The following is a 13,652-nucleotide window of genomic DNA, read 5'->3' as shown; positions in this document are numbered from 1 at the left end:
TATTACATTAGCTAAAACTTAAAACAATGTTGAAAAGAGAACGACATGATTTGATTATGCGTCAAATTAACCTACACAATAGAGTATTGACCTCAGATCTTGTGCAGTTATTAAATGTTTCGGAAGATACGATCAGAAGAGATCTTCAGGAATTAAGCGAACACGACCGGCTGATTAAAGTGCACGGCGGCGCACTTTCAAAGTCTTACCAGAGTTCTTTTGATGATGTTAACGTCTATGCAAAGGATGCCAAAATCATCATTGCAAAAAAAGCAAACCAACTGATCAAGGACGGAATGGTGATCCTGACTGGTGGCGGAACCTCCATCATTGAGCTGGCCAAGCTTTTACCGCCCAACCTGGAAGCCACTTTCTTCACCATCAGTCCTTTTGTGGCCATTGAACTCGCCAAATATGAAAAGATTGAAGTGATCCTGATCGGGGGCTTATTTTCTAAAAACTCTCAGGTTACTTACGGAGGTCACGTGATCAACCAGTTAGCAGAAATACAGGCAGATTTATGTTTCCTGGGTACCAGCGCTCTCCACCCGGAAGATGGTTTAACAGATACCGACTGGGAGATCAACCAGCTTAAAAAAACCATGCTCAATTCCTGCAGAAATGCAGCTGTATTATGCATCTCCGAAAAATTGAATACCTCCCAAAGGCTAAAAGTGGCCCCACTGGATAAAATTAACTTCCTGATCACCGAATTAGATGTAGACAATCAGCTGTTAGATGCCTATCATTTGAAGTCATTAAAAATTATGTAATTTCAGGACTCATCGTTTTCTATCCTATATTTACCACACAACCAAATAACCTAATCAATGCCTCCACGCCACTTTGGTCCGCAGGAACTTTAAAAGAAGAACTTAAATACGCATGCACAATAACACACAACGATTACTATCATTAGACTATTTCAGGGGATTTACGGTAGCAGCCATGATCCTGGTTAACAATCCGGGAAGCTGGGGAGATATTTATGCACCATTAAAACATGCCCCATGGCATGGATGTACACCAACGGACCTAATCTTCCCCTTCTTTCTATTCATTGTAGGGGTTTCCATTGCTTATGCCATGGGCAGCAAAAAAGCTGATCCCGCATTGCATAGGCAACTGATCTTAAAGGCTTTAAAACGTGCCCTCATCTTATTTGGCCTTGGCTTGTTCCTTTCGCTATACCCGAAGATTTTCACCGATCCTATAGAGGCCTTAAAAGTCGTAAGGATCCCAGGGGTGCTGCAACGCATCGGTTTGGTGTTCTTCTTTGCTACTTTGATCTTCCTCAAAAGTTCAGAGAAAAACATCTTTAAAATCTTTATTGGATTACTCGCCTTTTACTGGATCATGATGACTTTTGTGCCTGTGCCTGGTGTAGGTTATCCCAACCTGGAAAAGGAAACCAATCTTGGTGCTTGGATTGACCGCTCCATACTTACGGAAGCACATCTATATAAATCAGCGAAAACATGGGATCCTGAAGGTTTGTTTAGCACCATCCCTGCCATTGCCACGGCATTATTTGGAGTACTCACAGGACTTTACCTGAGACGTAAAGACATTGAAGCACCCACAAAAGTAGCGTGGTTGTTCACTGCAGGAACTTCTGCCATCATTGCCGGCCTGTTATGGGACTTGCAGTTCCCCATCAACAAAGCCTTATGGACCAGTTCTTTCGTGCTGTATACAGGAGGTATGGCAACGGTAATTTTAGCTTTATGCTACTGGATGATTGACGTGCAGCGCTATACCCGGTTCACTATTCCATTTGTGGTTTATGGTGTAAATGCCATCACCGTATTTTTTCTATCAGGCTTATTGCCGCGAACTTTAAATATGATCAAGGTAACAATGCCCGACGGAACAGAAACAGGTGCACAATCCTGGTTATACCAGAGTTTTTATACCCCTTATTTTTCTCCGGTCAATGCGTCCCTCGCATGGGCAGTTACTCAAATCTTATTCTGGTTTGTGATCCTTTACATCATGTACCGGAAAAAAATCTTTATTAAAGTTTAACGTTTGGAAATTTAGCAGGAAACAAAATTACCCAACAACTAAAGGAGGTTGTATCATCAATTATATTCGACCAATGATACAACCTTCTTTTTATAATAACGCCTCTACCCCTACCGGACCACTTTCAATGCTCTCATTCTTTAACCTGTCTAAAGCAGTAACCAGGTAAGTATACCTTTTTCCTTTTTCTATATCGGTATCAATGTAAGAGGTATAGTCCTCGAAACTTATTTTAAGAATATTCTTCGGATTAAGGATCCCGACCTTCTCGCCTTCATCAAAGCGATAGATTACATAGCCTGAAGCAGTTTCCCCGTCCAGGGCATGCAAAGGTGCCTCCCATTCCAGGTAGATACCGTCATTTTTAGCTTGAATGCTCAGGTTTTGTGGCACATTGGGTACTACATCATCCAACCAGGGCATTTGAGGTGGCAATGACGGGTATTTGTAAAGGTCATTACGTAAAGAATCAGCTGTTGCACGGGCAACCGTAGAGAAAGATTTCGAACTGAAGAAAACACTGCCCTGCACGCGGTTATTTTTCCGGAGATACCTTACCTGGTCAGGTATCTGATTAGGTAAGCGCCAGGCTGCTTCCATTTTTTGGTTGACGAGGTAAGCCGCCTGTCCGATGTACAAGTGCCGGCCATAAGTGTTATTGCTCCACCAGTCTATCAAAGTAGCAAAAGGTGCTGCTTTTCTTGAAAAGCTAAAATAAACCTGTGGGTTAATGTAATCTACCCATCCCTCCATTACCCATTTCCTGGAATCTGCAAATAGCGCAGAATAATTAGAAAGACCATTTGTTGCTGAGCCTAAATTATCTTCCGCCTTATTTTTCCAGATCCCAAAAGGGCTGATTCCGAATTTAACATGCTTTTTATAATGGTGAATGCTGTCGTCAAGCATCTTGATTAATAAGTCCACATTATGGCGGCGCCAGTCATTTACATTAGGAAACTCCTGGCCATACTTTTTAAATGTTTCCGCATCTTTTATGGTCTGCCCCGCAACAGGATAGGGATAGAAATAATCATCGAAATGTATACCATCAACATCATACCCCTTTACAACATCTAAAATTACCTGCACAATATGTTCCCTGACCTCAGGCAAACCCGGGTCAAATTGTTTTTTACCGCCATAGGTGAAAAACATTTCCGGATGCTTGATCGTCATGTGGTCACTATGAATGTAGGAGCTTGAGTTCATTGTAGCACGGTATGGATTAAACCAGGCATGTAGTTCCATGCCCCTGAAATGTGCTTCCTTAATGGCGAACTCCAGCGGGTCGTAACCTTCAGCAGGAGCTACACCTTGACGGCCCATGAGCCACTGGCTCCAGGGTTCTCTTGATTTAGCATAAAAAGCATCTGCTGCAGGTCTTACCTGCAAAACAATGGCGTTCATGCCATTGCTTTTATGCTGTTCCAATAGGCCGATAAATTCCTGTTTTTGCTGATCTACACTTAACCCTGCTCTGGAGGGCCAGTCGATATTCGATACTGTAGCCACCCAAACCCCTCTGAACTCTCTTTTTGGAGCACTTTTTGTTGTTTCCTGGGCTGACAGGGTAAAAGGCAAGATCAATGCAACGGTGATTGCATAAACGATGTTCTTAAGCATTTAAAATAATTTAGGATTTCTTGTGTGTGTGATATTAGCAATTAAACGATTTTTTTATAAACCTGTTACAAATTTGGGGTTTTTTTAACCATTTATTATATTTTTATCTTATGTTAGACTTTTCTTTGACCAAACAAAGGAAAGCCTACGCGTAATAACTGACTATAAATTTGAAATGTTAGACCAAAAAGTTTCCGGTAATTCAGGCGACCGAAATAAGATTTATTTTCTTATCATCGTAATTGTAGCATTATTAGGTACGAATGCCTATCTCTATTTTAGAGATAAACACGAGAACGAACGCTTTGTAACGGTAAACACCGAGAAAGACAGGCTAAAATTAGAAGTAGAAAAAATTGAAGTAGAACTGGATAAGGTTAACGTCATCAACACTACACTTACAGAAAAACTTCTGGAGGAACAAAAACTGGCTAGAGGAAAAATTGCTGAATTAAAGTATGCCTTACAAAAGAGTCAATTTACACAGCGTGAACTGGTCAATGCCCAGGAACAAGTAATGAAATTAAGACAGTTTGTGAAAAACTTCAGCGAGGAAATAGCCCAGCTGCATGCAGAAAACGATCTTTTAAAAACTGAACGGGATAGCTTGATCAACTCTGTGAATATCATCAGTGAAAAAGCCAGAAAGCTTGAAAAGAAAAACACAGAACTCCATAAAAAGGTAAAAACCAGCTCCACACTTAAGGCTATCAACATGGAGGTTTCGGCCTATCGGGTTAGAAATAATGGTAAGCAGGTTGAAGTGAGCCAGGCAAAATCAGCCAAAAAATTAGTTGTTAAATTTCATATCGCACCTAACCCCCTGGCAGAAAAAGACTTTCACAAAATTTATTTAAGGGTTTTCGATCCCGCAGGAAACCTTATTGCTGACGCCCATAACATGTTCCAGGCCAATAACCAGCAAATGCAGTTCAGCGAGATGATTACACTGGATTTTAAGGACGATGACGCGGCTTATAATATCGCCTGGGTAAATCCCAAAGAATTTATTAAAGGTACCTATACCGTTATCTTATATGCAGATGACGCCACTATGGGCCAATCATCTCTCCAGTTGAAATAAACACCAGCTTACACCAGTGACTTAAACCAGAGAAAAACTCAGGTAAAAAGTTGTTCCTTTATCAATAACCGATTTAAACTCAACGGTTCCCCCGGCATTTTCAACAGCTTGTTTTACAAACGCCAATCCTAACCCGGTACCAGAAGATTTGGTGGTGAAATTGGGCGCAAATATCTTATCCTGTAAATAATAGTCAATGCCTTTCCCATTGTCAGACAATTCTATCCATACCCTTTTCTGGTCATTTCTAAGCTTAATGTAGATCATACATTCCTTACTCGCATTTGAGGCTTCGATGGCATTCTTTAACAGGTTGTTAAAAGTACGCAGCAACTGATCCTTATCACCCATAATGAAGATATCGGTGTTCGTTTGGTCTACAATATAAATGTCGACATTCTTATTGCTGATGAATACATCGCTCGCCTGCTGCACCACGGGGATCAGTTTCAACTTTTGAAGTTTGGTATCCGGCATCTTCGCGAAATTTGAAAATTCGGACGCAATGGTGGCAAGGCTGTCAATTTGTTCAACAAAGGATTTATTGAACCTTTCAAATTTTTTCTCAAAATTAGGATCTTTCTCTTTCCAGGATTTCTCCAGTAACTGAACGCCTAATTTTAAGGGTGTAAGCGGGTTTTTAATCTCGTGCGCCACTTGTTTGGCCATTTCACGCCAGGCACTTTCCCTTTCAGATTTGGCCAGCTTAATGGCACTTTCCTCCAGCGCAGCAATCATTTTATTGTATTCCTTAATTAAGGAGCCTATTTCATCATGCCTTGACCAGAAGATGGGCTGGTTCTTTTGCCCTAACTTGGTTTTCTTTATACTCTCCTGGATAAAGGTAAGTGGATTGGTGATCTGGTTGGCAAGGAAAACAGCCAGGATGCCAATAGCTACAAAAACCAATGCATAAATATTGATCAGGGTATTGATAAATAAGCCGATTTTACTCTGGTAGTCGCTTTCATTGCCATAGTAAGGTACACCAATATAGGCAATGGTTTGATTCTGCGAATTCCTGATCGCCGCATAGGCAGCAGAGTACTTAAAGTCGCCAAGCGTCTGATCCGGACTAAAATATTCTGACCGCTGAAAATGACTTAACTGAATGTAAGCATCGGGCGCCATTATTCTTGCCTGGATGCCGTAATCATATATTTTCGGGATCGAGGTGTAAAGGAGTTTGCCTTTTAAATCAAAGAGATTCAGATAGGTAGAATTGATGTCCGAAAACTGATTAAACTCTTTTATAGATTCGTCAGTAACAGGCGGTATTCCAGTAAGGTACATCTTTTTACCATAAGAAAACTGGACTTTACGCAGCGTTTCCCTGATGATTTCATCCTGCTGGTTACGGTATTCAGAACTGATATAAAAAAAGGTAGTCCAGCCTACGATCAGCAAGGTAGCCACCACGGATAACACAATTGAAAATTGTATACGGGTTTTGTATAAAATCTTGTTCGCATTGATCATCAGTGATCGGTTAATGTTGAACCAGCCACCCCAGCTTTCGTCAAGGTTTTTAACCAGCCAGATTAAGATATATAAGGCTACCGAGAACAGGATGAAAACGAGCAAAAAGAAAGACAATATGGCCAGACGGGAAACATAAGATACTTTTTCCTTACTAATCACAATGGTAGTAAAATTACTTTGCTTGTAAACCATATGGTTATAGCCAAGCTTATCATTGATATAAACCGGTTCACCCAGTTTACCTTTAACGTCTATATCTGTTAATTTATAGGTGAATTTCCCCGACTGGTTGATCAGCTCACCATGGTTATAAAAGGCGAAGGAATACGCTTTGAAATCCTCATCACTTTTAACTTTTCCATCTACCAATAGTTCAGGAAACTGGTTATTGTAGTCATATTTCTGTGATTTTAATTCGATCACTAGCGTTCCCAAAATGTTATTATTGCCAAAAACGGGAATTATACCAAAATAACTCTGGTAGCCGAAGGTATCATTCAGCCGGTAAAAGAAATTGGATACTTTAACAGATCCCGACTGTACTAAATCTTTATAGTGTACCAGGGGTACCGTTTCATTCAGCTTTAAAGATGAATTATTATCATTAAATGTATAAAGGTTATATTCAAACTGAGCCAGGTAACTATCTAGATATTTCTTGTTGATCAGTTTTTCCAGCGCTGGAACTTTGCTGAAAGTAGGGCTTCTGAAATAACTAAGTACATATTGATCGGTAGACACCCCTCTTTCCAAACTTTCAATAGAGCTGAGGATCCGGGGATTGTCGGTCGACTGCAGCTTTTGCGCAATGTTATACCGCTTATTGCGTTCCTTGATATCCTGGTATTTAATATGCTTAATAGATGAAATCATCGCCAGGCAGAAAAAGATAATTGCATAGATCCTGATCGAGAATTTCCCTTTCTGGATATAGATATTCCATCCTAAAACATACAAAAACAAGGCGTAGATCATAAAGAATACAGTGAAGTCTACGCTGAGCCGATAAATCAAATAAACCACAAAAAGCGAAAGAAATAAAATTACCCGCTCCTTATTGGTCACATTTAACTTCATGCTAATGAACATGCATGTACTGCAGATCAAATAGATGTTGAACCACACCAAACATAAGATGATAATACTTACCCAACTCGGATAGCTCAGGTTGATGATATTGGTAATATCAAAATTGATTTTGGAATTATAAATTAAGCCGGAGAATACCCGGTCGAGCAGGAAAGCCAAACCCGAAAACACCAGAATCATGATGACGTGGACCGCCATTCCGGCCACCTTATTCTTGCTTAGCCAGGAAGGAAACTGGTATTTATCTTTGTAGGTGTATATGTAGAGGCATATCCATGTGATAGAAAGTACGTTTAAGAAAAAATCCCCAAGAGAAGGCAGCCAGAAACTTTCGCCATAAATTGTCGGACTGAAAATTTCCAGGTCAAACTGGTAATTAAACCATCCATACTCCAGATCGCTGATCCGTACAACTAAAAAGAACAGAATCAACAGCAGGGTAGATAACATCAAACGGCCTTTTTTTGCCAGCCATGAGCAAAAAGCATTAAAAAAGAGGGAAAGGCAAAACAAACCAATGACCCATAGCCATACCTCTACAGAAGCATATAAACTTTTAGAATAATCAGGCTTGAGTTTCACCTCAAAAAGAAGCTTGCCGGTAATGCTTTTTATACCATAAACATCGGTATCTGAAAAAGAAGCTAAACTTAAAGAGTTTGAAGGAAGCAATTCTTCAGAGAAATTGTTTTGAAGGAATTTATTTTCTATCAGAAACTGGTTTTTGATGCTGATTAAGAAAACGTAAATTAAATCCCCCTCAGTTTTCTTGATCACTTCATACCAGCCATTGGAGAGCTGCATAAAGGAAGCACCCTCCCTGATCAGGTATACAGGGGGAGGCGACATCATGTAAGAGCTCCAGAAGTTCAGCTCATTGTTCTTATAAGTAAAAACATTGATGCCCCTGGAAGCATAGGTATCAATAAAGCTTAACCCTAAATCTTCATTGGCATGAAATTGCTTGATTTTTTGAACCTCTTGTTTCTTAGACAAGAGGTCAAACACTACCTTCTCGTTCTTGGAAAGGTTTTCCTGAAGTTGAAGGGCTTCGTGTTGCAACAGGTCTTTCTTTGAAACAGAATGCTTCAAGGTTATGGCAGTAACTACACAGCACACTCCCATAATCAAGAGAAGAATCCTAATTTTTATCCCTATGCTCACAGCAATTAATTTAATGAATTTTAAACGGTAATTGTAGCGGAACTGGTTTTTACTTCCCTGCTTACTTTCTTAACCAACCCTTGTAATACATTCCCTGGCCCTACTTCTACAAATTCATCTGCACCATTGGCAATCATATTGGTGACGGTTTGTGTCCACCTTACGGCCCCTGTTAACTGTGTAATCAAATTCAATTTAATCAGTGCCGGATCTGTATTTGGATTTGGATCCACGTTTTGATAGATCGGGCACAAAGGTGCCAGAATAGTCGTGTTTTCGATAGCAGCCTGTAGTTCCACCCTTGCTGGCTCCATTAAAGGAGAGTGAAAAGCACCACCTACATTTAATTTCAAAGCTCTTTTAGCACCTGCCTCAGTTAACCGCTGACAAGCAATATCTATACCTTCAATACTTCCGGAGATCACCAGCTGCCCAGGGCAATTGTAATTTGCCGGCACGACTATTTCAGGTATTTCAGCGCAGATTCTCTCTACTACTTCATCTGCAAGGCCAAGAATGGCGGCCATGGTAGAAGGCTCAATTTCACAGGCTTTCTGCATCGCATTGGCACGGGCAATTACTAACCTTAAACCGTCTTCGAACGAAAGGGCCGATGCAGCAACCAGTGCAGAAAATTCACCTAAAGAATGTCCCGCAACCATATCAGGTTTAAAATCGCCGTTAATAGATTTAGCTAAAATTACAGAATGTAAAAAAATCGCCGGTTGAGTAACATTGGTTTGTTTCAGTTCTTCATCAGATCCCGAAAACATGATATCGCTAATGCGAAAACCAATAATCTCGTTTGCTTGTTCAAATAATTCACGGGCTTCTTTATTTTCATAAAGCTCTTTCCCCATTCCAGAAAATTGTGCGCCTTGGCCCGGAAATATATATGCTTTCATAAAGTACTAATGTAAGTTTGCTGTAATTAATCTTAAAAATTCTGCTCTCGTTTTTTCTTTGGCAAATTCTCCGGTAAATGCGGAGGTAGTGGTTACCGAATTCTGTTTTTGAATACCACGCATGGCCATGCACAGGTGTTTACATTCCATCACAATAGCCACACCAGCAGGAGCCAGTGTTTCCTGGATACAATCCCTGATTTCATTGGTCAGCCTTTCCTGCACCTGTAAGCGGCGCGCAAAAGCATCAACTACCCTTGGAATTTTACTTAAACCTACAATATGTCCGTTGGGTATATAAGCAATATGTGCCTTGCCAAAAAATGGCAACATGTGGTGCTCACACATAGAGAAGACTTCAATGTCTTTAACGACAACCATCTGACTGTAATCTTCCTTAAACATGGCTGACTTCAGCATTTCTACAGGATTTGCATCGTAACCATGCGTAAGAAACTGCAAGGCCTTTGCCACACGTTCCGGTGTTTTATGCAACCCTTCCCTTTCAGGATCCTCGCCGATCTGGGACAAAATATCCTTGTAATGCGCAGCGATTGACGTTATTTTACTTTCATTGTAACGGTCAATTTTTATATAACCTTCCTGCTCTTCCTCAGCGAACTTCAGGTTTTTATTGTCTATTGTGGTTTTATCCGAAGTATTCAACATAATTATTTTCAGTTTCAAAAATTTTAATACTATGTAATTGTGCCCCACCTTGTTGAATATGAGGCAATAACTCATCCCAAACAGCTATAGCCAGGTTTTCTGTAGAAGCAAGCTTGCCTTCCATAAAGTCCACATCAATATTAAGATTTTTGTGGTCAATCTTGTCGACTACAACCGTATTGGTAATCTCTTTCAACCATTTTAGATCAACAAGAAACCCTGTTTCGGGATTAATTTCCCCTTTAACAGTAACATATAGCTGGTAATTATGTCCGTGCCAGTTTGGATTAGCACACTTACCAAATACCGCTGCATTTTCCTCATCAGACCAATCGGGTCTGGCTAATTTATGTGCAGCATTAAAAGATGCTTTGCGTGTTATATAAATCATTTTTTCTAAATTGATTACAAATATACACAGAAAGGTTTAACTATGATTTATAAGCAATTTAATACCTTAGATAAATGAAGACACTTGTTGTTGCTGCAACCATTAATGAAATTGCAGGGGTTTATAAACATTTCGACCTGCCACCCGCTGCCTTTGTTCAAGCACCCGCCTTTGATATTTTAATTACAGGGGTGGGGATGACCGCTACGGCTTTTGCGCTTGGCAAACACCTGTCTGCGGATTATAACCTGGTCCTCAATTTGGGCATAGCGGGTTGTTTTGACCCTACTGTACCACTGGGAACGGTCCTGAACATCATTGCTGATGAATTTTCTGAACTTGGGGCAGAAGATAAAGAGGCTTTCCTATCTATCGACCAGCTTGGCCTGGGTAAGAGCAAATTTGAAAGCAGCCTTGGGCCTGATTATGAAGCGTTGAGCCACCTTCCCTGGGGAAATGGAATCACGGTGAATACGGTTCACGGCAACCTTGAGCACATCAGGAAAGTAAAAGAGCGGCTAAACCCCATTACAGAAAGTATGGAGGGAGCGGCGGTGTTTTATGCCTGCGAACAAGCTTTTATACCCTGCATACAGGTGAGGAGCATCTCCAATTACGTGGAGGAACGCAATAAAGCGGCCTGGAATATAGGTCTGGCCCTGAAAAACCTCGATGATTGGGCAATTGAATTTTTGACAAATGAATAACGGTCCCGCTTATTTCAATCCTTAAATTTACCCAATGAAACTTACGCTAGGATTCTCCCCATGCCCAAATGATACTTTTATATTTGATGCACTGATTCACCACAAAATAGATACCGAAGGTTTAACATTTGAAGTGTCCTTTGATGATGTGGAAACGTTGAACCATAAAGCCATGAAGGGGCAGCTGGATGTAACTAAATTAAGTTTCCATGCCATGGCTTATGTCCTGGAACAATATGCCCTGCTGGACGCGGGCAGTGCGCTTGGTTTTGGTGTTGGCCCTTTGTTAATCTGTAAAAATAAAGAACTGCTGCAAATGGAGGAACTTCCGGCCGACTTAAAAGTCGGTATTCCCGGTCAGTACACAACGGCAAATTTCTTATTGGGCATTGCCTATCCTCAGCTCACCAATAAGCAGGAGCTGGTTTTCTCAGAAATTGAAGATGCTGTGTTAAACGACAGGATAGATGCAGGGCTGATCATCCACGAAAACAGGTTTACCTACGGAAACAAAGGTTTGCACAAAATTGTTGACCTGGGCAATTACTGGGAAGGGCTCACTGGCTGTGCCATCCCCCTGGGTGGAATTGTAGTCAATAGAAACCTTGATTGGGAAATACAGGATAAAGTGAACCGCGTCCTGCGCAAATCTGTAGAATATGCTTTTGCCAACCCTAAATCAGGCATTGATTTTATTCGTGAACATTCACAGGAAATGGAGGAATCAGTTATGTACCAGCACATTGAACTGTATGTCAACCAATATTCTGTTAATTTGGGTGCTGAAGGCCGTAAAGCCATAAATACCCTGTTTGAAATGGCACAGGCGAAAAATGTAATCCCCCGGATTCCAGCAAATATATACGTTAACCAGGAAACAGTTTAGTTACAGGCACCATCAGGAATTTCCTTTGTAATTTTGAGCACTTTAGTCACTACAAGCGTAGAGTCAAAATTTGCATTCACCGTTAAGCTGTCAGATTTCACAATCCGGCCTTCTACCTCTATGTAAACAGGTAAATATGGTTTTTCGAAGTTAAGTTCTGTGTAGGCTAATTCAAGGGTCTTTGCACTGTCTGTTACCCAAAATTCCCTGCCATCTACACAATCAGTAAATGATTTAATTTCCGGCCCATAACTATATAAACCTTTGATGATCATGGTATCACTTTCCGTATTTTCGTCAACATTAGCTGTACATGCTGCAACTACAATGGAAACAACAATCGACAATATTGTTATGATTCTGATGTTCTTCATGATTAAAGGTCTTTATTAATTTGATTGATCTTCTTTACGCTCAGGTTTGCAGACAAAGCTGAAGCTACAAAAGAAAATATAGTTACGGTAAAAAATACAAGTAATAAATCTATCCATTTAATTGCTACAGGGTAAGCATTAGGTATCATCAAATTATCTTCTGACATTTTTACGAAGCCATATTCCTGTTGGGCTACACAAAAGAGCAATCCCACCAGCAGACCAAATATACAGCCTGTCATTGTAATCATCATTCCCTCAAATAGAAATATACGCTTAATTAAGGTCTTGCCGGCTCCCAGGCTGCTTAAAATAGCAATATCTTTTAATTTATCGAGAACGAGCATCGTTAAAGATCCAATAATATTGAAAATAGCTATAATTAATACGAATGTAAGTATGATATATACAGCCCATTTTTCAGAACCTAAAATATTATAAAGCACCTGGTTCTGTTGCAGCCTGTCTTTAACAACAAAACCTTTATTAATCTGTTTTTCGATCTCTTGCTTAAAGGAATCTGCGTTTATGCCGTTGTTGAGGTTAATTTCAATATAGGAAACATTGCTATCCTCCTGGAGCAACTCCCTTGCAAAAGATAAAGGTACGATGGTGATGTTATCAAAGTCCTGCTGCACTTCAAAAACACCGGACACAGGAATGGTAGCCACCGTAAAATCATCTGCAGGATTTGGAGAACTTGTCTTGCGGCCTTTTTTAGGTGAAAATATCTGCAGCGGAGTAAAAGGATCATTGGTATTGATCATGAGGTAGTTCTGAATAGCAGAACCAATCACTGCATTTGAGCCGCTTTTGTTATTCAGCACAAACTCACCCTGTATGGTGATGGTGTCCAGGCTGGGATTTTTTAAATAGCCCGCACTCACTCCTTTTACTAAACCCACAGACTGCCTATCGCCATACCTTAACAAGGCATTTTCAGCGAGCACCTCCGTATAAGAAAATATTCTCGGATCCTTTTCAAGCCGCTGAAACTCCGGCGTGCGGGGGTCAAAGGTTTTGCCTTGGGCCGGCGCAATCACCAGGTGAGGTGTAAATGTGTTATACATTTTTAGCACCACCTCTTCAAAACCATTAAAAACAGAAAGGATAATAAAAAGCGCCGCACTCCCTACAAATACACCCAGTACCGAAATAGTAGAGATGATATTAATCGCATTTGTCGATTTTTTAGCAAAAAGATACCTGCGAGCAATATAAAATGGTGTATTCACGATAAGGTGTGG

The 13,652-nt window shown here is 40.4% G+C and carries 12 protein-coding genes; 5 read left to right on the top strand and 7 right to left on the bottom strand.

Annotation, left to right across the window (positions count from 1 at the left end):
• Positions 1–26 precede the first annotated feature (26 nt).
• The gene (locus WG905_RS02725; RefSeq protein WP_339590163.1) at positions 27–773 is read left to right on the top strand and encodes a DeoR/GlpR family DNA-binding transcription regulator; all 747 of its coding nucleotides are present in this window, start codon (positions 27–29) and stop codon (positions 771–773) included.
• A 112-nt stretch (positions 774–885) separates the two neighbouring features.
• Positions 886–2,028 carry an acyltransferase family protein gene (locus WG905_RS02720; protein WP_339590162.1) on the top strand — a complete coding sequence of 381 codons (1,143 nt, stop codon included), beginning with the start codon at positions 886–888 and terminating at the stop codon, positions 2,026–2,028.
• A gap of 90 nt (positions 2,029–2,118) precedes the next feature.
• On the opposite strand, the gene WG905_RS02715 is transcribed toward WG905_RS02720, so the two are convergent.
• On the bottom strand, positions 2,119–3,654 hold the full coding sequence (locus WG905_RS02715) for a glycoside hydrolase family 10-like protein (protein WP_339590161.1): 1,536 nt from the start codon (positions 3,652–3,654) through the stop codon (positions 2,119–2,121).
• Between the two features lie 175 nt (positions 3,655–3,829).
• Between WG905_RS02715 and WG905_RS02710 the strand changes: the two genes are divergently transcribed.
• Positions 3,830–4,738, top strand: a complete 909-nt coding sequence (locus WG905_RS02710) for a DUF8428 domain-containing protein (RefSeq protein ID WP_339590160.1) — start codon at positions 3,830–3,832, stop codon at positions 4,736–4,738.
• 21 nt (positions 4,739–4,759) lie between these two features.
• On the opposite strand, the gene WG905_RS02705 is transcribed toward WG905_RS02710, so the two are convergent.
• The 4 genes from WG905_RS02705 to WG905_RS02690 all read right to left on the bottom strand — a co-directional run bounded on the left by WG905_RS02705 (position 4,760) and on the right by WG905_RS02690 (position 10,438).
• A complete protein-coding gene (locus WG905_RS02705; protein WP_339590159.1) occupies positions 4,760–8,401 on the bottom strand; it encodes a sensor histidine kinase in 3,642 nt (1,213 codons plus the stop codon).
• Positions 8,402–8,493: 92 nt separating this feature from the next.
• Positions 8,494–9,378 (bottom strand): ACP S-malonyltransferase, encoded by an 885-nt coding sequence (fabD, locus tag WG905_RS02700; protein ID WP_339590158.1) that lies wholly within the window; start codon positions 9,376–9,378, stop codon positions 8,494–8,496.
• 6 nt (positions 9,379–9,384) lie between these two features.
• On the bottom strand, positions 9,385–10,047 hold the full coding sequence (folE, locus tag WG905_RS02695) for a GTP cyclohydrolase I FolE (RefSeq protein WP_339590157.1): 663 nt from the start codon (positions 10,045–10,047) through the stop codon (positions 9,385–9,387).
• Positions 10,028–10,438 (bottom strand): 6-pyruvoyl trahydropterin synthase family protein, encoded by a 411-nt coding sequence (locus WG905_RS02690; protein WP_339590156.1) that lies wholly within the window; start codon positions 10,436–10,438, stop codon positions 10,028–10,030. The genes folE and WG905_RS02690 overlap by 20 nt, the downstream gene beginning before the upstream one ends.
• Before the next feature lie 74 nt (positions 10,439–10,512).
• Between WG905_RS02690 and mqnB the strand changes: the two genes are divergently transcribed.
• Positions 10,513–11,145 (top strand): futalosine hydrolase, encoded by a 633-nt coding sequence (mqnB, locus tag WG905_RS02685; protein ID WP_339590155.1) that lies wholly within the window; start codon positions 10,513–10,515, stop codon positions 11,143–11,145.
• 34 nt (positions 11,146–11,179) lie between these two features.
• Positions 11,180–12,031, top strand: a complete 852-nt coding sequence (locus WG905_RS02680; RefSeq protein ID WP_339590154.1) for a menaquinone biosynthesis family protein — start codon at positions 11,180–11,182, stop codon at positions 12,029–12,031.
• Here WG905_RS02680 and WG905_RS02675 read toward each other — a convergent pair.
• Both WG905_RS02675 and WG905_RS02670 read right to left on the bottom strand, forming a co-directional pair.
• On the bottom strand, positions 12,028–12,405 hold the full coding sequence (locus WG905_RS02675; protein ID WP_339590153.1) for a hypothetical protein: 378 nt from the start codon (positions 12,403–12,405) through the stop codon (positions 12,028–12,030). The genes WG905_RS02680 and WG905_RS02675 overlap by 4 nt on opposite strands.
• Positions 12,406–12,407: 2 nt before the next feature.
• Complete coding sequence (locus WG905_RS02670; protein ID WP_339590152.1) at positions 12,408–13,640, bottom strand: ABC transporter permease; 1,233 nt, start codon at positions 13,638–13,640, stop codon at positions 12,408–12,410.
• Between the last annotated feature and the right edge of the window lie 12 nt (positions 13,641–13,652).

Origin of the sequence: Pedobacter immunditicola, from assembly GCF_037482985.1 — a bacterium.
Classification (GTDB): Bacteria; Bacteroidota; Bacteroidia; order Sphingobacteriales; family Sphingobacteriaceae; genus Pedobacter; species Pedobacter immunditicola.
Note: the sequence above shows the minus strand (reverse complement) of the source record. Positions and strands in the feature narration are given on the sequence as shown.

Coding starts and splice junctions, on each gene's coding strand:
- WG905_RS02690 (WP_339590156.1), bottom strand. CDS start 10,438: ATGATTTATATAACACGCAAAGCATCTTTTAATGCTGCACATAAATTA.
- fabD (WP_339590158.1), bottom strand. CDS start 9,378: ATGAAAGCATATATATTTCCGGGCCAAGGCGCACAATTTTCTGGAATG.
- WG905_RS02680 (WP_339590154.1), top strand. CDS start 11,180: ATGAAACTTACGCTAGGATTCTCCCCATGCCCAAATGATACTTTTATA.
- WG905_RS02725 (WP_339590163.1), top strand. CDS start 27: ATGTTGAAAAGAGAACGACATGATTTGATTATGCGTCAAATTAACCTA.
- WG905_RS02675 (WP_339590153.1), bottom strand. CDS start 12,405: ATGAAGAACATCAGAATCATAACAATATTGTCGATTGTTGTTTCCATT.
- WG905_RS02715 (WP_339590161.1), bottom strand. CDS start 3,654: ATGCTTAAGAACATCGTTTATGCAATCACCGTTGCATTGATCTTGCCT.
- WG905_RS02710 (WP_339590160.1), top strand. CDS start 3,830: ATGTTAGACCAAAAAGTTTCCGGTAATTCAGGCGACCGAAATAAGATT.
- folE (WP_339590157.1), bottom strand. CDS start 10,047: ATGTTGAATACTTCGGATAAAACCACAATAGACAATAAAAACCTGAAG.
- mqnB (WP_339590155.1), top strand. CDS start 10,513: ATGAAGACACTTGTTGTTGCTGCAACCATTAATGAAATTGCAGGGGTT.
- WG905_RS02720 (WP_339590162.1), top strand. CDS start 886: ATGCACAATAACACACAACGATTACTATCATTAGACTATTTCAGGGGA.